Genomic DNA, 18826 nt, shown 5'->3' on the forward strand with positions numbered 1-18826 from the left:
GCCCGCGCGGCGCGCTGGTCATCATCGGCGGCGGCCTGCGCCCCGACAACGACGCCGTCTGGCAACGCATCGTGCAGCTGGCCGGCGGCAAGGGCGCGCGCATCGCCGTGTTCGCCTCGGCGGCGGCCGACCCGGCGCCGGTGGCGGCCGCCATCGTCGACTACCTCAACCGCTACGGCGCCGACGCCTTCCAGGTGCCGCTGGCGGTCAAGTTGGCCGACAGCGACTACCGCAAGGCCGCCGACGACCCCATGCTGGCCGACGCCGTGCGCGGCGCCGGCGGCGTGTTCTTTTCCGGCGGCGACCAGGCCCGCATCACCCAGGCGCTGGTGCGCCCGGACGGCAGCCGCAGCGCCGTGCTGGACGCGGTGTGGGACGTCTATCGGCGGGGCGGGGTGGTGGCCGGCAACAGCGCCGGCGCGGCCGTCATGAGCAGCACCATGTTCTACGCGCCCAAGACCGTGTTCGCCACCCTGCGCGGCGGCGTGCGCGAGGGCGAGGAAATCGCCCCCGGCCTCGGCTTCATCGGCGACGACGTCTTCGTCGACCAGCATTTCCTGGTGCGCGGCCGCTTCGCCCGCATGATCCCGGCCATGCTGGCCAAGGGCTACAAATACGGCCTGGGCATCGACGAGAACACCGCCATGGTGGTCGATCCGCGGCGGCGGGTGGAAATCGTCGGCAGCAAGGGCGCGCTGCTGGTCGACCTGACGCGCGCCAGCACCGACAGCGCACACCCCGGCTTCAACGTCAGCAACGCCGTGATCAGCTACCTCGACCGCGGCGACCTGTACGACCTGGCCACCCACACCTTCACGCCGTCCGAGGCCAAGGCCGGCGGCAAGCTGGCGGCGCGCCGCGACCTGACCGCCGAGCCGGTATTCTCGCCCGACATCCTCGGGCGCGGCGCGCTGGTGCAGCTGATGGAAAACCTGATGAACAACCGCCGCAGCGAGGCGATCGGCATCGCCACCAGCGGCCGCAACACGACCTTGCCGGAGCTGGGCTTCCAGTTCACCCTGAGCAAGACGGGCGACAGCGTCGGCTACGCGTCGATCGCGCCGCAGAGTTTCTCGATTCTGCGCATGCGGCTCGATATCCGGCCGCTCGACATCGGCCAGTCGCTGACGCCGAAATAAGCGAAGGCATGCCGGCCCGCGGGCCGGCATGCCTTGGTTCGCGGCCGCCGGGAAGGGACGCCGCAAGCGTTGCCGTCAGGCCGCCGCAGCGGCTTTCGGCAGGTCGGCGGTGCCCGGCTTGCCGATGGTGCCGTCCTTGAGGGCGGCGTCGTAGTCCTTGGCGCTGAGCAGGCCGTCATGCTCGGGACGGATGGCGGTCTCGATCTTCTTGAACAGCTCGGCGTTATTGTCCATCATCTTCTGGGCGGCGGCCTGGACATCCGGCGGCACCTGGATGGTTTTGCCGTTCGGCAGGGTGCAGTAGCCGGTCTCGGCCATCTGCTGGAGCTGCTTGACGCTCATCAGACCGATCTTGTTATCCTGCTGGAAGCTCTGGATGGACTTGGCGGCGTCGGCGGCCGACGGCAGGTTGGCGCCAGTGCCGCCGGTGCTGCCCGTGTTGCCGGTGGTGCCAGTGCTGCCCGTGTTGCCGGTCTTGCCGCCGCCGTTGTTGTCGAGGTTGATGGTGATTTGCGTCGCCTTCGGCAGGTCGGCGGTGCCCGGCTTGCCGATGGTGCCGTCCTTGAGGGCGGCGTCGTAGTCCTTGGCGCTGAGCAGGCCGTCATGCTCGGGACGGATGGCGGTCTCGATCTTCTTGAACAGCTCGGCGTTATTGTCCATCATCTTCTGGGCGGCGGCCTGGACCTCCGGCGGTACCTGGATGGTCTTGCCGTTCGGCAGGGTGCAATAGCCGGTGTCGGCCATCTGCTGGAGCTGCTTGACGCTCATCAGATCGATCTTGTTATCCTGCTGGAAGCTCTGGATCGACTTGGCGGCGTCGGCCGCCGACGGCAGGTTGGCGCCGGTGTCGAGCGGCAGCGACAGCGACAGCGATGGATCGGACGAGGCCTTGTGATGGTGGTGGTGGCCGTGCGCGGGCGACGCGTCCAGTCCGCCATCCTTGATCAGGCGGTTGACATCGGCCGCGCTCAGCAGGCCGTCCGGCTCGCGGCGGATGGCGGTTTCCAGTTTCTTGAACAGCTCGCCATTATTGTCCATCATCTTCTGCGCGGCGGCCTGGACATTCGGTGGCACCTGGATGGTTTTACCGTTGGGCATGGTGCAGTAGCCGGTGTCGGCCATCTGCTTGACCTGGTCGGCGCTCAGCAGCTTGAGATGGTTATCCTGCTGGAAGCCCTGGATGGTCTTGGCGGCGTTGTATTCGGTCGGGCGGTTGCTGGAGATGGTGCCGTCCATCACGAACTTGAGGAAGGCGCGCGGGTCCAGGCCCAGATCCTTGGGCAGGTCGGCGGTGCCCGGCTTGCCGATGCTGCCATCCTTCAGCGCGGCGTCATAGTCCTTGGCGCTGAGCAGGCCGTCGTGCTCGGGGCGGATGGCGGTTTCCAGTTTCTTGAACAGCTCGCCGTTGTTGGCCATCATCTTCTGGGCGGCGGCCTGCACGTCCGGCGGCACCTGAATGGTTTTGCCGCCGGGCAGGGTGCAGTAGCCGGTGTCGGCCATCTGCTTGACTTGCTCGCTGCTCAGCAGGTTGATGCCGTTCTGCTTCTGGAAATCGCGGATGCCCTTGGCGGCGTCCGAGGCGGCCGGCAGGTTGTCGCCGGAACCGCCGAGCAGGCCGAGGGCCTTGAGCAGGGTGGATGTCGACAGGTTGTCGGCGCCGTTGCCCGGCGCGCCGGTTTTGCCGCCGTCATCGATGTCCTCGTCGTTGGTGTCGAGGTCGATGCTCAGCCCGTTCCCCGTGGTGGAGATGTGGAGCTCGGTTTGCGGCGGGCTGAAGATGTTGATGGTCAGACCGTTGTTGGGATTACTATTTACACTGCTCATGGCATTCTCCAATATCCGATATTGATCACATTCCGCGCCTGAGCGAGGAACAGTTTGAGTTTGAATTGACTCGATCTATGTGGTCGGGGCCGGCGCGCGGGTTCCATGCGCGCCGCACCCGGCCTGGACATCAAATGTTTTCCAGCGCGGCGTCGCGTCCCTTTTTTTCCAGCTTTTGCTGGGCCTTCAGATAGTCCACCTGGCTGCTGGCCCAGTTGGTCGCGTCCATGTCGGCCATCGCGGTTTCCGAGCCCTCGCGCGCCGCCGTCTGCATGCTGTCGGGATGGCCCGAGCCGCCCGGCGCGTGCGATGGCGGCGGGGTCGTCGAGGACGAACCGGGCACGCTGCGCCCCGAGTTGGGCGCGCCACCGCTGCCGTTGCCGACGCCGCCGGCATCGCCCGGCTGCTGGCCGACGCCGGCCTCTTCCGTCACGGATGGCGCGATGGCGCGATGACCGTGGTGGTGGTGATGGTGGTGGTGATGATGATGGTGGTGCGCCGGCTCGCCGGCCTGCGGCGCGCCGGCGCCGTGCTGGCCGATGCTGCCATGGCGCAGGGCGGCGTCGTAGTCGGCCGCGCTCAGCAAGCCATCGGGGGTGGCGCGGATGGCGGTCTCCAGTTTCTTGAACAGCTCGCCGTTATTGGCCATCATCCTCTTGGCGGCGGCCTGCACATCCGGCGGCACCAGCTTGATTTTCCCGTCGGCCATGGTGCAGTAGCCGGTGTCGGCCATCTGCTTGATCTGGTCGATGCTAAGCAGCTTGATGCCGTTCAGTTTCTGGAAGTCGCGGATGCAGCGGGCGGCGTCCGCCGCCGATGGCAGCGCGTCGCCGGCCTCGCCGAGCAGGTATTTCAGGCAGGCCTTGAGCCAGCCCGGCACCGGCAGGCGGTCGATCGCGCCGCCATGGTTGGCATGTTGCGGACAGCCGTCGTCGATGCCGCTGTCGTGCGGGTGATGGTCGCCGACTGCCGTCGGCCCGGCGGCGTGGTGCCCGGCCGGCGGTGTCGGGTAGATGTTGATGGTCAGGTGGTGCGGGCTACTATTTTCACAATGCATGGCGTGCTCCGGTATGCAGGTTGATCACATTCCGCGCCTGGGCGAGGAACCGTGGCGTTAGGTCGACGACTGGGCGGCGTCCTCGGCCTTTTTCATCAGTTTGAAGAACAGCTTGGCCATGTCGACCTGGTCCGACGCCTGGTCGACGCCCTCCATGGTGGCCACGGCGTTGTTGGCGCCGTCGGTGCTGGCTTGCTTGATTGAGTTGGACATCTGGCCTCCCAATAACTCAGGTGAATCGGCGGACGCCGCGGCGGGCGGCGTCCCGGACAAAAATCATTGCTGGTCGTTGATGGACTTCGCCATGGAATGGAAAATCTTCAAACGGCCCAGCGTCTGCGACTGCTGCGCGACCCACAACTGGAACGCCATGGCGTCCTGCGCGCTCGCTTGCGCCGCAGACACCATCGGATTGGGCGGACCCGAGGCGGTGCCGCCGGGTTGCTGTTGCGCGGGGATCAGGTTTTGCTGGTAGGTGGCCATGCGGTTTCCTCCGATAGAGCCTGGATAAAAAAAAGGGGGCATCTTGGAATGCCCCCGCAGGATCAGACTTGAACGGTCAAGCCGACGCGTTAGATGTTTTCCAGCGCGGCGTCACGGCCTTTCTTTTCCAGCTTCTGCTGGGCCTTCAGATAGTCGACCGCGCTGCTGGCCTTGTTGGTTGCGTCCATGTCGTCCATGGCGCTTTCCGAGCCTTTGGTGGCGCCGTCTTGCATCGACGATGGGCGAGAGGTAATTGCACCTGCCATAATAATCTCCTTTGGATAAGTCAGTGGGTAGAAAGGTTAATCAGTAAGACCGTCCCGCAAGCAAACTTGTTCAAGGTGGTCGAACATAGGTGGCGGCCCGCCGTCGAGAAGTTCCAAATTTTTTTTTGCCGGCGGCGCGCCTGTTCCTGCCCGGGGAGTTAGGCTATACTCGGACCGATTCCCCCAACGCCTGGTGCACCATGTCCAACGACTTCTCCTTATCGCGCGACCTATTAGACGAACTGATCTCCCTGGTGAATTCCGGCCAGAGCTTCTCGGACATCCACCTGGAGCAGGACATGCCGATCATGATCAAGGCGCCGCGCGGCTGGCAGCAGGTCGGCACCGAGCCGGTCTCGCTGGAGGACATGGCGCCGGTGTTGACGGCGATCGACGAGGACTGGGAAGACAAGATCATCGAAAGCGCGATCGACCGCCCCTTCATCCTGACCGACTACCGGCTGCGCTGCAACGTGTTCCGCTCGTCGGGCGGGACCAAGGTCACGGTCTCGATCCGGCGCCTGCCGCTGCGCCCGATATCGCTGGAGAAGACCGGCCTGCCGCAATACGTGAAGACCATCCTGGAGGCCTCGCGCGGCATCATCCTGATCACCGGCCCGACCGGCTCGGGCAAGACCACCACCATCGCCTCGATGCTGGACCACATCAACGCCACCCGCAGCGCCCACATCGTCATGATCGAGGAGCCGATCGAGTACCAGTTGCAGCGCAAGCAGTCGATCATCTCGCAAAAGGAAGTGCCGACCGACACCGCCACCTTCTTCTCCGGCCTGCGCGAGGGCCTGCGCCAGAAGCCGGATGTGCTGATGGTGGGCGAGATCCGCGACTTCGACACCGCCGACACCGTGCTGCACGCCGGCGAGTCGGGCCACCTGGTGCTGGCCACCATGCACACCAACAGCGCGGTCAGCGCGATCACCAAGCTGCTGGGCTTTTTCCCGGCCGAGCAGCGCGAGCAGCGCGCGGCCGGGCTGGCCAAGTCGCTGCTGGGGGTCATCTTCCAGAGCCTGCTGCCCACCGAGCAGGGCGACGACGTGGTGCTGGCCCACGAGATGGTGTTCAACCACAACCAGCAGGTGGCGCCGTACATCGCCGACCTCGGCAAGATCCATCTGATCGAGGATTTCATGCGCCGCAAGGAGGACAATATGTCGCGCGGCCTGAACGAGGTGCTGGCGCAACTGGTCGCGAAGAAGGCGGTGAGCGCCAAAGACGCCATGCGCACCGCCTATAACCGGCTGGAACTGCACGAGATGCTCAACAAGCGCTGATCACCGGCGGAACCGGAACGGCCGTGGCGCCACCCATGCTTGCCTCATCCCGCTCGCGGGCGGGGCTGGAGGTTTTGATCAACCAATCCGACTGGAGAATGCAATGTTTGTTCAATTAGGCATGGCCCTGGGTTTTCTGCATCAGCTGAAGGAAGTGGCGCACGTCGCCAAGGAGATCAAGGACAATGTGTGTCCGGCGCTTGATCTGAAGTAAGGACCGGCGGCGCTTGCGCCGCCCGGCCCGGGCGCCCTGCGGGGCGCCTTTTTTTATGCGTGCCCGGCGGCCGCCGCCAGCTCGACACGGTCGCGGCCGCCGTGCTTGGCGCGGTACAGCGCCAGGTCGGCCGCGCGGAACAGGGCGTCGACGCTGGCCAGGCCGGCGGCCTCGTCCAGCCCGACCACCCCGGCCGAGAAGGTGGCGGCGAACTCGCCCTGATCGGCGCGATGGCGCAGCCGGCCGAACGCCGCGCGCACATCGTCCAGCGCCGCCGCGGCGGCCGCCGCCGAGGTGGCCGGCAGCACCACGGCGAACTCCTCGCCGCCATAGCGCCCGACCAGGTCGCCGTGCCGCAGGCGTTGCAGCAGCAGTTGCGCCATCGCCCGTATCACCTGGTCGCCGACCGGGTGGCCGTGGCGGTCGTTGATCTTCTTGAAGAAATCGATGTCGAGCATGGCCAGCGCCAGCGCGCCGCCGTCGCGCTGGCTGCGCGCGATCTCGCGCGCCAGTTGCTCCTTGATCGCGACATGGTTGTACAGCCCGGTCAAGCCATCGTGCATGATCAGGCTGCGCAGCGCCCGCGCCCGCTCCACCCGGCTGGCCACCACCCACGCCAGTTCCTCGCCGTCGGCCGGCAGGTAGTCGTCGACGCCGGCGGCGATGGCGCGGCGGCGCTGCGCCGGGTCGCGCCGGTCCGACAGCACCAGCACCGGCAGGTCGAGGAAGGCCTGGTCCTGCCGGATCAGCGCCGCCAGGTCGAGGCCGTCGCAGGCGCTGGTGTGGACGTCGATCACGATCGCCTCGGGATGCAACTGGCTCAGGGTGCTGAGCAGGTCGAGCGGCTTGGGCAGGCGCAGCGCCTCGATCCCCGCCGCCGCCAGCCGGGCTTCGATCCGCGCCAGCCGCCCGGGGTCGCTGGCGGCCACCAGCACGCGGTAGGGCTGGCGGTCGCGGCGCCGTAGCAGGGTCTCGATGCAGGCCTTGAACGCGTCGGTGGCCACCGGCTTGGCCAGGTAGGCGTCGACCCCGGCGCGCACGGCCGCCAGCCGGGCCTCCAGCTTGTCGAGCGGCGCCAGCCAGACGATCGGCGTCGCCGCCGCGCCCAGGGCGCGGATCTGCGTAACGCAGGCGGGATCGGCGAACGGGCTGTCGCGGCCGCTGGGATCGACCACCACGCAGTGCGGCGCCTGATGCACCAGCAGCGGCGCCAGTTGCGCCAGTTCGCTCGCCACGCTGACCGTGTAGCCGGCGTCGCGCAGCCGCATCGCCGTGTCGCGGGTGAGCAGGCCATTGTCGCCGAGCAGGCAGATCAGGCGGGACGTGGCGGGGACGGCAGCGGACATGGGGCGGGCTTTCGAGGTTGATTGGACCATGTATGGCGCCGGGGGCCGTGACGGTTCCCTGGGTTTCGTTGCTTTTAGGGAACTGGTGATATGATTTGCAAGTTGCCCGCCGGGTCAGCCGGCGGGGGGATCATGATGGTGACGTCAGGAGGAATATGCGAAAGTTCGCTGGCTTGAACAAGGTGGTGCCGGCCGCGCTGGCCGCGGTGGTGCTGTGCGCGCCGGTGCGCGCGGTGGAGATATCGGATGTGTCCGCGCTGCTGCGCGCCAGGCAATATGCCGCCGCGCTGGCGCAGTCGGACGAGTACCTGGCCGCCCGGCCGGACGACGCCCAGATGCGCTTCCTCAAGGGCCTGGCGCTGGCGGGGCTGGGACGGCGCGCCGAGGCGATCGCCGATTTCACGCAACTGACGGCCGACTATCCGGCCATGCCGGAGTCGTACAACAACCTGGCGGTGTTGCAGGCGGCGGACGGGCAGTACGACAAGGCGCGCATGGCGCTGGAGGGCGCGGTGAAGGCCAACCCATCCTACGCGCGCGGCCACGAGAACCTGGCCGACATGTATCTGCGGCTGGCCAGCCAGTCCTACGCGCAGGCGCTGAAGCTGGAACCGAACAACGGCGCCGCGCGCGCCAAGCAGGCGCTGCTCCTGCCGGCGCTCGACTACCGTGGCGAGGCCGCGCCGGCCGCCCCCGGGCAGGAGGCGGAGGTGGTGGCGGTGTTGCAGGACTGGGCGCGGGCCTGGAGCGCGCGCGACGTGGCCGCCTACCTGGCGTTTTACGCCGCGGATTTCCACACCCCCGGCAATATCCCGCGCGCCAGCTGGGAGGCAGAGCGCAGCGCCCGCCTGCGGGGCGCCGCCGCCATCCACGTCACGCTGCGCGCGCCGGAGGTGGTGCTCGACGGCGCCCGGGCGACGGCCAAATTCGACCAGAGCTACCGCTCCGACCGCATCTCGTCCAACGACCGCAAGACCCTGCTGCTGGAAAAGCGCGACGGCAAATGGCAGATCCTGCGCGAGGACAGCCGCAAGTGAGCCGCCGGCTGTCGCGCTAGCCAGGCGGCGCCGGCCGGCGCCGCCTCCCGCCTCCCCTGGCGCGCCTGTCCGGCGCGCCGCCTTCCCCTCACGCCGCCACCACGCGCGGCCCACGTTCCCATCCCGGACCCGGCGACGGAACCGCCGCCGCCGCGCCGTCACTCACCGCTATATGGATGAAAGCAACCCGCTCTTTCATCGCCAGCGCGCGTCCGCCGCCATGCCGCTCAAGAAGCCCGGGTGGCGGCGCGCCTTTGGCCAGCCGATTTTGCCCACCAACGGAGAACGCCATGCCCAAGCTCGCCTCATTCCTGCACTCATCCCTGTCCCACAGCGCGCCGGCGCCGCACGCGACGCCGCCCGCCAGTCCCTCCCACAGTTCGGGGGCGGCATCGGATGCCGCGCCGGCGGCGGAGCTGCCGACCACCGCCGCGCCCTTGTCCGGGCGCGCCACGGCCAAGCGCAAAAAATCCAGCAACCCGTTCAAGCGGCTGGCCCACGCGATGGGCGCGCGGCCCTTCACGGTGGGACAGAAGGTGATGGGACTGGGCTACACCAAGGGCACCGAACTGGGCACCACCGACGGCCTGCCGGCGCCGGCCAAGCCACCCAACGAAACGGTGGACAGCCTGATCGGCGAGGCCAACGCGCTGACCCGCCGGCTCAAGAAAATCCTCGACACCTCGCTGGAGGAAATGCCCGACATTAACCAGCGGCCGCAGCGCTCGCTGGCGATGAAGGTCGTCACCGCCGCCATCCCCTGTTTCAAGCCCGAGAACCTGGGCCAGGTGATCGCCCAGGACCCGGCCTATTCCGGCGCCGGCGGCAAGGGCGGGCCGGCCCCAGGGGCGGCCTCGCCGGCCGACACGCGCGACCTGCGCAAGGCCGCGACGGACGATATCGGCACCCTGACGGAGGCGGTGCGGACGGCGCAGGCCACGCTGGAGCGCGCCCACGGCGGGGAGGATGAAATTGTCCAGCAGGAGGAGCTGGCGCAGGCCCAGGCCGGCTACGAGCGCGCGGTCGGCGACCTGCGCGAGGCGCTCATGATGGGAACGCTGGTGGGGGCGAACGACAACGCGCTGGCGACCGAGGTCCTGAGCCAGCGCATGGACTACGTCAAGGGCCAGATCGAACAGATGACCGACAGGCTGGACGAGTCCGGCCTGGATATCAAGCAGCGCAAGCTGCTGCTGGACCAGAAGCACGACGGCCTGCGCGAGGGCGTGCAGCTGGCGCGCCTGAACCTGCAAAACGCCAGCCTGACCTTGCAGGAAATGGGCACCGCCCTGCTGGCGTTGCAGGCGGAGCAGCTCGCCGCCACCGGCGCGCACATGCGGCGCGAATTCCACGACCTGCGGCTGGGGATGGCGGCGGACGCCGGCGCGCCCGCGCCGCAAACCGAGATCGTCATGGACGGCATGGAGGACGCCGGGGAGGTGGAGGAGGACCCGGCGGCGCTGGCCGCCCGGCGCGCCCGGATTGATGAAAAGCTGACGTATTTTTCCACCTGCCTGAGCGAGCTCAAGCAAGACGTGGCTCAGTGCGAGGAGGCGCTGGCGCGCGACAGCGCCGCGCTGGCGGATTTCCTGCCCGACTATACGCGTGAAATGACGTTGCTGACGGGGCAGAACGCCGGCGTCGAGGCCGCGCGCGGCGAGCTGCTGGCGGCCGGCCGGCCGCTGACGGCCAAGGCCGATCAGTGGGAAACCCGGGCGGCCGAGACGCGCGAGCTGGACAGCGCCCACCATGAACAGGTGCTCCAGGCGCTGGTGGCGGCGCCGCCCGGCTTCTCGGCGGAGCAGCTGGCCTCGCCGGGCGGACAGGCGTTGCAGGCCTGCCTGCGCCAGTTGGCGGAGGAGCTGCCGGCCAACGATCCGCAGGCCGAGCGCGAATTGCCGCGCGTGGCGACGCTGGAAATCGTCAGCCGCGCGTTCGCCGGCGTCGCGCACGGCGACGCCCAGGCCGCCGCCGACTTGCTGCGCGAGGTGATGTCGCACGGCACCGAGGACTGGTTGCCGATGCCCGACAGCCCGGTCCTGCCCGATGCCCGGCCGTCCGACCTGAACCACAGCGCGCCCTCGGCCGCAATGCGCGAGCTGTTCCATCGCATGGCCGAGGTGCCGCGCGGGCTGGAGGTGCTCAACCAGGTGTCGCTGCGCGACGAGCGCAAGCCCATGGGGCGGGCGCAGTCGGAGGCCTTGCAGGCCTACTGGATGGCCGACAAGGCGCAGGCCAAAGAGGACTCGCCCGAGGTGCGGGCATGGCTGGAATCGGCCAAGCAGGTGGCGCAGCACGAGGTGCGCAACCGCAAGAAGGAGCCGCCGGTGTTCGATACCGCCACGCTGCCGCTGGCGCAGCTGATCGCGTTCCGCGCCGTCTCCAAAGGCATCCTGTCCAACGCGGCCGATTCGGAGTTCGGCGACATCAACCGCAAGCTGCTCAAGCTGAATGGGCAATGGGTCGAGCAGGCCGGCGACAAGCGCCACAAGCTGCTGCAAGGCTTGCCGCGCAAGGCCGATCCCAGCAAGGGCAAGACGCCGTTCCATCCGCATGCCATCAAGATGGCGACCAACTCGATGGAGGCGCAGGGCATGTCGACCCTCAAGTCGAAGGCCAGCGACAGCGTGGCGGAGATCGCCGACGCCCTGATGGCCAGGGTGGCGGGCGGCTGCATGAGCAAGCGTCCCCATCACGCGAACGACCCGGCTTCGCTGGCGTTCGACGAGACGGTCAAGGTGCTGTGCGAGTACATCCGCGAGCACGGCGGCGGCGAGGCCTTGCAGGCCAACTGGCAAACCGGCCTGAAGCCGACCGGGTTCCAGGACGCCAAGCGCCTGTACCAGGCCAAGCTGGAAAAGAAGGATCTCCAGCAGATCCTCAAGGAGGCCAGCCTGCGGCTGGACCTGCCGGCGGACGGCGGCAAGTTCCCCGACCCGTTCTTCCACGACCTGCTCCACGAGAAGCAGCTGTCGGCGCTGGACGCGCTGCGCCGCGTGGCCGAATACATCGATCTGACGCTGGCCCCCTGGGAGAAGGAGGCGCAGGATCTGGGGCAACTGCGCCAGGACGTCAAGCTGGACACCATCGACGCCAAGATCAAACAGGCCGAGCAAGGGCAGTTCCACTCGCGCGAGGATGTCATCCAGTTCTTCGAGCCGATGCTGGAGGACCTGAAGCTGCGCCAGCAGGTCACCATGACGGCCGGCGGCGAGAAGGGCATCGGCATCCCCTTGCTGCCATGGACCCCGGTCAAGCCGCTGCTGGCCAGCCTCAACATGAATATCTACTCCAAGAAGGACGAGGCCACGTTCCAGGTGAAAAGCCCGACCTTCGGCGTGGAGTTCATGATCGGCGAAACCACCACCCACGCCCACGACATCAAGGCCACGGTGGGCCTGGGCGTCAAGAAGGCCAAGGTCAACGTCACCGCGCCGGCGGTCGCGGTCAAGGCCGAGAAGGCGTCGTCGGAGGCCGACTTGCTGGTGGTGCGCATCCTGCGCACCAAGGACGACAACGGCGTGCGCGAGGAGCAAAAGGCGCGCGACGACGGCCTGGCCCTGCTGGACACCATGCTGCGCTGGGACGCCGACGACAAGCATCCGGTGGCCGGCGAGAAATTCAACAGCCCGATCGAGGCCATCCTGGCGCTGCATCCGGATGTGTTGCTGGGCCGCGCCAGCAAGAGCGGCACCAGCACCGGCGTGACGGTGGATGTGTCGGTGGCTGCCCGCATCGAGCTCGACAAAAAGAAGAAATACACGCTGGGCGTGGCCGCCAACACCAACATCAAGGCCGAGAAGGCGACCGAGGTGATGAACGAGCGCAGCGGCTTCGCCCACCAGGTGGTGCATGACCGTTCGGACCAGCGCAAGCAGCGCTGGGGCGCCGGCGCCGGAGTGAGCGGCGCCGCCACGCTGTACAAGAAACTGGTCAAGCCGTCGCCGGCCACGCACGACGCCGAAGGCAAGGAGACCACCGGCCACAAGAACGACAAATACGGCACCTGGCGCGCCTCGGGCTCCGCCAACGTGCTCGACCTCACCCGCGAGCTGGCCAGCAACCTGGAAAAGAACGGCGCCACCCGCTTCGGCATGGGCGACCGCACCGGCGGCAGCGTCGACCGCAGCTACGGCACCGCCAAGGATTTGCTGGCGGAGATCGAGGCCAACCGCGAGGACTTCTTCATCCGCTTCCTCGACACCATCCCGCTGGCGCCCGGCGCCGAGAAGGACACGCCCGAGAACCGCGCGCTGGCGAAATCCTCGCTGGACCAGTTCATCAGCGATCTCAAGGTGGCGGACAAGAATCCGGCGCTGCAATTCAACGTCAAGTATGAAATGCAGCCGCGCATGAGCGGCTGGGTGGACGCCTTGAACGCGCTGGAAACCATCGCGCGGCAAAACGACGACGAGCAGGGCGTGCAGGACGTGCGCGAGGCCAGGAGCGATCTGATGAGCTACCGCAGCACCTGGGCCTTCAAGAACTGCGCCGTCCGCAACAAGGGCAAGGAAACCAACGGCACCGGCCTGGACTTCATCGCCCGCTGGCAAAGCAAGCAGACGGTGGAAACCTCCAGCGCCTTTACCGCCTATCCCGCCTAGGCCGACCGGCCCGCCCGCCACCCGGCCATGACCCCGGCCACGGCCCATGGAACCGGCCGTGGCCGGGCGTCCACCCATCCACGACATTCCGTCGCAACGCCTTTGCACTCAGGCGGGGCTGGCCGCAGGACGGCCATGCTCCCATTTCTCCATCCACCCTGGATCAGCGTACCCGGCTGAAAACAATAATGAAGACATTCACCAACCTGTTCAAACCCCTCATGACGCTGGTCCACAAGACACCGGCGGAAACCACCACCGCGCACACCGCGCACCAGCCCCATCAGGCCGGCGATGTGCCCGGCGCCGCCACCACGCGGCCCGACGCCGAGACCGGCGCGACCCAGGGCAAGAGTGCGCGCAAGCGTTTCATGAGCCGCTTCAAGAAAAAGGAAAAGCGGCCCGCCGAGCAGGGGCCGCGCCTGGGCCTGAAGGACGACAAGTCCTATCAGGCGGCGCTGGCCAAGCTCCAGCGGCAGACGCCCACGCCGGCATCGCCGCCACCGCAAACGCCGGCCGCGCCGCCGCCGCCCGAGGCCGGGCACAACACGGAGATCGATTACGATCACGTCGAGGTCGAGACGATCTACAGCGAAACCGCGTCGGAGCGCAGCGAGATCGGGGAGGAACAGGAACAGATCGAGTTGCAGCTGGTGCAGAGCGAGTCCGCGCACAGCGAGACCGCGTCGGAACCCGACGAGACCGGGCCGGTCGTGACCGGCCAGCCTGAAGCAACGGCCGCCGCCGACGGTACCAACGCCGCTGAAGCCTCGGCGCCCACCAGGACGCCGCATGAAGTGGCCCAGGGCATCCTGCAACAGGTCAGGAACACCATGATCGACCACATCACCGGCGACGTGCTGGAGGACCTGGTGGCCGGCTTCGTGGAAGACATGCTGGAGCACGCGGACGAGGAGCTGCTGCACGCGGTCAGCGCCGACGAGGTCGGGCAAGCCATCTCGGCCAGGGTCGAAAGCGCGCTCGAGGAGATCATCGCGGCGCAAGTGCGGGAGGAGGTCAGCCAGCACGTCACGGACGAGGTGCAGGGCGAAATCGATGCCGGCGCCGAACAGATCGCGCGCGAAATCCTCCAGCACATCATCGACAACATCGACGCCGAGGCGCCGGAGCCGCCGGTGAACCTCAGCGAGATCGAGGAGGTTGATGAGATCGAGGAGGTTGAGGAGGTCGTCCAGGCCGGCGCCGGCGAGGAGACCACGCCGGTGGCGCTCACGCCCGCGCCGGTGCTCGATCCGAAGACGCATGAGATCCGGCCGGAGCAGCTCAAGGCGCTGGCCGCCGACTTCGGCAATTACATCGAGCAGGCCACCCCGCTGCTGGGACAGTCGACCGTGGACGCGCTCAAGGGCAAGCTGGAGCAACTGTCGGCGGCGGGCGACAAGGACGTCGGCGCCGAGGGCTTCAGCCATGGCAGTCACGGGCTGGACGCGCGCGATTGCTACAAGAACCTGGCGCGCGAGTGCGCCAGGCAGGCCGAGGGCGCGTCCGGCGACAAGCGCGACATGCTGCTGACCCTGCGCGCCCTGTTCGATGAACTGAAGCGCCACCACCTGTCCGGCGCGGCCACGCCGATCTTCAAGGAATACGCCGCCGCCGAGCTCAAACAGATGAAGAAGGATAACATCGGCATGACCGACATCCGCGCCGGCGCCGCCGTCGGCAGCGTCGGCGAACAGAAGCTCGGCGTCAAGATCAACATCGCCCAGGCCGAGCTCAAGCGCGAGCGCAAACGCGACATGAAGATCGACGACGACAACGATGTGATGAACACCGATTACGCGGGCGGCAGCGCCGGTGGCGGCGTCGGCGGCATCGTCAAGAAAGTCCTCACCTTCAAGGGCGCGCTGAAGGTGACCAAGGGCGGACGCTACCGGAAAACCACCAATTTCCCCAACCTGGCCAAGATCGTCGCCGCCGACGAGGCCAATCACCCGTCCCGGCTGCACGCGATGCTGCTGGCCAAATCGGCCGGCGTCAAGGCGCGCCAGCGCGACCAGCTGTACCAGGGCGGCTACAAGATCGCCAACGGCCGCCTGCTGCACAACGAGGCCACCATTCCCGGCTACCTGACGGCGGACAAGGTGGCCAAGGGCGCCTACAACACCGCCGCCATCCACGCGGCGGCCCGCCTGCTGGAGCAGGCGGCGCCCGCGCCCCGGGACGGCGGCAGGACGCTCAGCCAGATCCTCAAGACGGCCTACCCCGCCGTCGCCGACCAGGCCGAACTGCCGGCCAGCGCGATGGACTACGCGCCCTTGCCGACCCTGAGCGCCGGCACCACGCTGCGGGGCAAGGAAAAGAAAACCACCATCACCGGCGTCGAGGTGGGGGCGGAGGCCAAGGCCGCGCTGCCGAATTTCCTCGGCAACCACATGAAGATATTCAAGCCGGGCAAGCACGGCTTGCCCGGCAAGATGACGGCCAGCAAAGGTTTGAGCAGCCTGGTGGAGGGCAACGCCGCCGTCAAGGGCCGCCGCATCGAGACCGCGCTGGAACGCCTCAAGCCGGTGCACACCATGATCACCACCGGCTACACCAAGGACATGCGGGTGAGCCTGAATCTGCTCGACACGCTGGAGAGCGCCGCCGCGAAGAACGATAACGCCACCAATCAGCGCATCAACGCCAAGCTGTCGCTGTACCGCGATATCAACCAGGCGTTCCAGCTCGACTCCGACGCGCACCTGCCGTCGCATGACGCCACCCTGTTCGGTCCCGAGATCGACATCCCCGCCACCTATCTCGGCAGCGTGCGCGCGCCCAAGGAGCAGTGGGGCGAGCTGCTGGGCGCGGTGAGCGGCGCCTGCGACCACTTGCAGGGCGCCTACACCCAGTTCGAGGCGGCGGCCGGGACGCTGCACATCGAGAATCGCGGCAAGGACCCGGAGGCCCTCAAGCAGGAATACGCCACGCTGCGGGAGACGGCGTCGCGCGAGGTGCTGGGCAGCGTGTGGAAGCAGGGTTATCCCGGCCTGCCGGCGGGCGACACCGGCAAGGGGCTGGCCACCAACAGCACCCGGCGGCGCGAGTTCATCGCCGACACCCACGACGCCATCAGCACGGCGCTGGCCAGCGCCGGCACCCATCTGGAAATCGTCAAGGCCAGGATCCTCGCCGAGATCAAGGCCAATCCGGAGGCGCTGGACACCGATCCGCAGCTGGCCGGCATCCTCGACAAGGTCAACCAGGCCAATGCCAAATACGCCGGCTTGAGCAAGGCCGTCGAGGCCGGCAACATCCCGGTGGCCAAAAACGAGCTGTACCGCTACAACTCGCTGGCCTGGGCCAAGGTCAACGCGCGCACCGAGCTGGAGGTGCAGGTCGGGGTCAAGGCCGGCGTGCAGATCAAGGGCAGCACGCTGGCCGAGGAGCGCCACACCAAGGAGGTCGCCGGCATCATGGCCGACCTGAACACCTCGGCCGCCACGGCCGGCTTGACGCTGGGCTTCAAGCTCATCAACCAGGACCACCCGAACTACAGCCGCAAGGGTGAGTTCATGGAATTCTCGGTGACCGGCGGCGCCGGCAATCCGCTCGCCGGCGCGCTGGTGGAGAAGATGATGCGGCAGGTGGTCAAGGCGCTGTACGGCGCCGAGCAGTTCTCCGACACCGAGGGCCCGGGCAAGCTGACCGAGCTGAGCAAGCAGGTGTTCGGCTCAGGCGTGCTCGACCTCACCCAAGAGGCGCAGCTGACCTGGCGCATGCACCGCTACCCCGAGGTCTCGGACAGCAAGTTCGAACTCCAGTCATTCAAGACCTACCAGAAGCGCAAGGAGGGTTACGGCGGCACGCTCAACATCCCGATCGCGCCGGACGGCTCGAGCGTCGAGCTCGGTTTCAAGGCGGGCCAGGAAAGCCTGGTGCCGGTGTTCGAGTACATGGGGCGCGACCTGGGCCACCACATCATCAATTTCTCCAGCATCGACGCCGGGCTCAAGGCGGCCGACGCGGCGTTGAAGAAGGAGCAGGCGGCGATCGAGGCCGCCGCCGGGGAGGCCGCCGACGGCGCCGGGCCGGCCGCGCCCAAGGACAAGCTGGCGCATTTGCGGGAGCTGCTGGACAAGGACGAGGGCGCCTATCTCAAGAGCCAGTTCTTCAGCTCGAACGCGATCGTGCAGGTGGTCTCGGATTACGCCGCGTTCAAGGACGAAGGCGACACGGCGATGAACCAGAGCGGCTTCGCCTTCTTCCACACCCGCAAGGTGGAGGAAGCGTCGCGCGTCAGCCGGCAGGCGGACGCGGTGGCGGCGGGCAAGGACTTCAAGACCACCGTGCCGACGCCGTTGACCGAGGTGAGCATCGCGGTGCCCGAGCGCGCCGCGCTGGCGGCGGCGGAGCAGCGGCTCCAGGGCATGAAGGAGGGCGAGCGCGCCGACTACCTGCTCAACACCGAGGAGGGCCGCGCCATCTTCAACGCCTACATCGCGGTGGTCGGTAACTACAAGGACATCAACTCGACCGCCACCACGCTGCACAGCTACGCGCCGTATATCCGGCAGGAGGAGCAGTCCACCGCCATGCAGACCGTCGCGCGCCCGCTGAAGACGGCGAAGAATTTCGCCGCCGCGCTCAACCCGTTCAGCGGCGGCGTCGCCGGCGGCGACCGCAAGGCGGAGCAATACCTCAGCGGCCGCGGCCTGTTTGCCGAGGGCAAGCAGCAGGAGCTGGCCGACGTCATGCAGGCGCGCGCGCGGTCGGAGACGCCGGATGCGGAGATCACCGCGCAGTCGGGCAGTTGGCTGGAGCAGCACCGCATCGCCGTGGCCGACAACGAGATGACCGGCGCCAAGAGCCTGATCGTGGCGTGCCTCCAGCAGGCCACCGGCAATTACGGCCGGCTGTACATGAAGGAGGCGGAAAAGTACCTGGCGCAACTGGGCGGGGATGGCGCCGATGTCCAGCCCTCGCCGGAACAGCTGGAGGCGATCGTCGCGGCCATCAACAAGGATTACGGCAAGAGCGGCGGCGTGCGCCTGGTGACGCCCGGCGTCGAGGGCCATCCGGTCTGGACCGGCGATCTCGCCGTCGGGAACGGCCAGGCCGGCGTGATCCTGCGCGACCGCAATGAGCGGGGCGAGGAGGTGTTCTCGGCGCTGGTGCACAAGGGCGAGCTCAAGTTCGACGAGATCCAGACACGCAAGAGCGCCGACAAGATGATGAACCGGCTGGCGCACCGCAACGAGGTCCGCGCGCACCTGACCGACCCGCAGAACGACGTCGCCGGCAGCGACCTGCGCAAAGGCAGCGATTTTGTCGCAGGCAAGGGGCGGGCGCAGAAGTTCGAGAAGCTGGCCTCCGCCACCCTGGCCGACTACCGCAACCCGATCCGCAGGGAATTGCGCGAGATGACCGACAGCGCCCTGGTCAGTTGGATCGTCCAGACCAGCGACATCGCCGGCAGGGAGAGGGATGTCGAGGAAGGCCGCAAGGAACTGGAGAAGCGCAAGCAGATGAAGGCCGCCCTCGGGGCCGTGCCGGCCGCGCCAAGTTTCGGCGAGCAACTGCTGTCCAACGCGGGGCAATTCTGACCCGGTGGCGGCCCC

12 protein-coding genes are annotated in these 18826 nt (G+C 67.7%); 5 read left to right on the top strand and 7 right to left on the bottom strand.

Annotated elements, in window-relative coordinates; translation table 11 throughout:
* The coding region (locus tag GM676_RS26230; RefSeq protein WP_155467154.1) for a cyanophycinase at positions 1–1139 on the top strand (1139 nt) is incomplete at its 5' end.
* A gap of 75 nt (positions 1140–1214) precedes the next feature.
* Here GM676_RS26230 and GM676_RS26235 read toward each other — a convergent pair.
* The 5 genes from GM676_RS26235 to GM676_RS26255 all read right to left on the bottom strand — a co-directional run bounded on the left by GM676_RS26235 (position 1215) and on the right by GM676_RS26255 (position 4769).
* Positions 1215–2963 (bottom strand): hypothetical protein, encoded by a 1749-nt coding sequence (locus GM676_RS26235; RefSeq protein ID WP_155467155.1) that lies wholly within the window; start codon positions 2961–2963, stop codon positions 1215–1217.
* A 130-nt stretch (positions 2964–3093) separates the two neighbouring features.
* Positions 3094–4020, bottom strand: coding sequence for a hypothetical protein (locus GM676_RS26240; protein WP_155467156.1), 927 nt, complete (start codon positions 4018–4020; stop codon positions 3094–3096).
* 57 nt (positions 4021–4077) lie between these two features.
* A complete protein-coding gene (locus GM676_RS26245; RefSeq protein ID WP_155467157.1) occupies positions 4078–4233 on the bottom strand; it encodes a hypothetical protein in 156 nt (51 codons plus the stop codon).
* A gap of 63 nt (positions 4234–4296) precedes the next feature.
* Positions 4297–4503: a hypothetical protein gene (locus GM676_RS26250; RefSeq protein WP_155467158.1), complete on the bottom strand. Its 207-nt coding sequence runs from the start codon at positions 4501–4503 to the stop codon at positions 4297–4299.
* A gap of 89 nt (positions 4504–4592) precedes the next feature.
* Entirely contained in the window at positions 4593–4769 is a 177-nt protein-coding gene (locus GM676_RS26255; RefSeq protein WP_155467159.1) for a hypothetical protein, read from the bottom strand.
* A 200-nt stretch (positions 4770–4969) separates the two neighbouring features.
* Between GM676_RS26255 and GM676_RS26260 the strand changes: the two genes are divergently transcribed.
* A complete protein-coding gene (locus GM676_RS26260) occupies positions 4970–6061 on the top strand; it encodes a type IV pilus twitching motility protein PilT (protein ID WP_155467160.1) in 1092 nt (363 codons plus the stop codon).
* 267 nt (positions 6062–6328) lie between these two features.
* Here the strand turns inward: GM676_RS26260 and GM676_RS26265 are convergent, their stop codons facing one another.
* Positions 6329–7651, bottom strand: a complete 1323-nt coding sequence (locus tag GM676_RS26265) for a diguanylate cyclase (RefSeq protein WP_155467161.1) — start codon at positions 7649–7651, stop codon at positions 6329–6331.
* A gap of 125 nt (positions 7652–7776) precedes the next feature.
* On the opposite strand from GM676_RS26265, the gene GM676_RS26270 reads away from it, so the two are divergent.
* Complete coding sequence (locus tag GM676_RS26270; RefSeq protein WP_155467162.1) at positions 7777–8658, top strand: nuclear transport factor 2 family protein; 882 nt, start codon at positions 7777–7779, stop codon at positions 8656–8658.
* An 88-nt stretch (positions 8659–8746) separates the two neighbouring features.
* Here the strand turns inward: GM676_RS26270 and GM676_RS26275 are convergent, their stop codons facing one another.
* Entirely contained in the window at positions 8747–8950 is a 204-nt protein-coding gene (locus GM676_RS26275) for a hypothetical protein (RefSeq protein WP_155467163.1), read from the bottom strand.
* Here GM676_RS26275 and GM676_RS26280 point away from each other — a divergent pair.
* A complete protein-coding gene (locus GM676_RS26280; protein WP_155467164.1) occupies positions 8949–13262 on the top strand; it encodes a HAMP domain-containing protein in 4314 nt (1437 codons plus the stop codon). The genes GM676_RS26275 and GM676_RS26280 overlap by 2 nt on opposite strands.
* Before the next feature lie 188 nt (positions 13263–13450).
* Positions 13451–18811 (top strand): hypothetical protein, encoded by a 5361-nt coding sequence (locus GM676_RS26285; RefSeq protein ID WP_155467165.1) that lies wholly within the window; start codon positions 13451–13453, stop codon positions 18809–18811.
* The last annotated feature ends 15 nt before the right edge of the window (positions 18812–18826 follow it).

This window comes from Duganella radicis, from assembly GCF_009720825.1.
In the GTDB taxonomy this organism is placed as follows: domain Bacteria; phylum Pseudomonadota; class Gammaproteobacteria; order Burkholderiales; family Burkholderiaceae_D; genus Rugamonas; species Rugamonas radicis.

Bases quoted from the DNA above. Each gene is read 5' to 3' on its own strand.
- GM676_RS26275 (WP_155467163.1), bottom strand. From the start codon at position 8,950: ATGGCGTTCTCCGTTGGTGGGCAAAATCGGCTGGCCAAAGGCGCGCCG.
- GM676_RS26285 (WP_155467165.1), top strand. From the start codon at position 13,451: ATGAAGACATTCACCAACCTGTTCAAACCCCTCATGACGCTGGTCCAC.
- GM676_RS26250 (WP_155467158.1), bottom strand. From the start codon at position 4,503: ATGGCCACCTACCAGCAAAACCTGATCCCCGCGCAACAGCAACCCGGC.
- GM676_RS26255 (WP_155467159.1), bottom strand. From the start codon at position 4,769: ATGGCAGGTGCAATTACCTCTCGCCCATCGTCGATGCAAGACGGCGCC.
- GM676_RS26265 (WP_155467161.1), bottom strand. From the start codon at position 7,651: ATGGTCCAATCAACCTCGAAAGCCCGCCCCATGTCCGCTGCCGTCCCC.
- GM676_RS26245 (WP_155467157.1), bottom strand. From the start codon at position 4,233: ATGTCCAACTCAATCAAGCAAGCCAGCACCGACGGCGCCAACAACGCC.
- GM676_RS26280 (WP_155467164.1), top strand. From the start codon at position 8,949: ATGCCCAAGCTCGCCTCATTCCTGCACTCATCCCTGTCCCACAGCGCG.
- GM676_RS26260 (WP_155467160.1), top strand. From the start codon at position 4,970: ATGTCCAACGACTTCTCCTTATCGCGCGACCTATTAGACGAACTGATC.
- GM676_RS26235 (WP_155467155.1), bottom strand. From the start codon at position 2,963: ATGAGCAGTGTAAATAGTAATCCCAACAACGGTCTGACCATCAACATC.
- GM676_RS26240 (WP_155467156.1), bottom strand. From the start codon at position 4,020: ATGCATTGTGAAAATAGTAGCCCGCACCACCTGACCATCAACATCTAC.
- GM676_RS26270 (WP_155467162.1), top strand. From the start codon at position 7,777: ATGCGAAAGTTCGCTGGCTTGAACAAGGTGGTGCCGGCCGCGCTGGCC.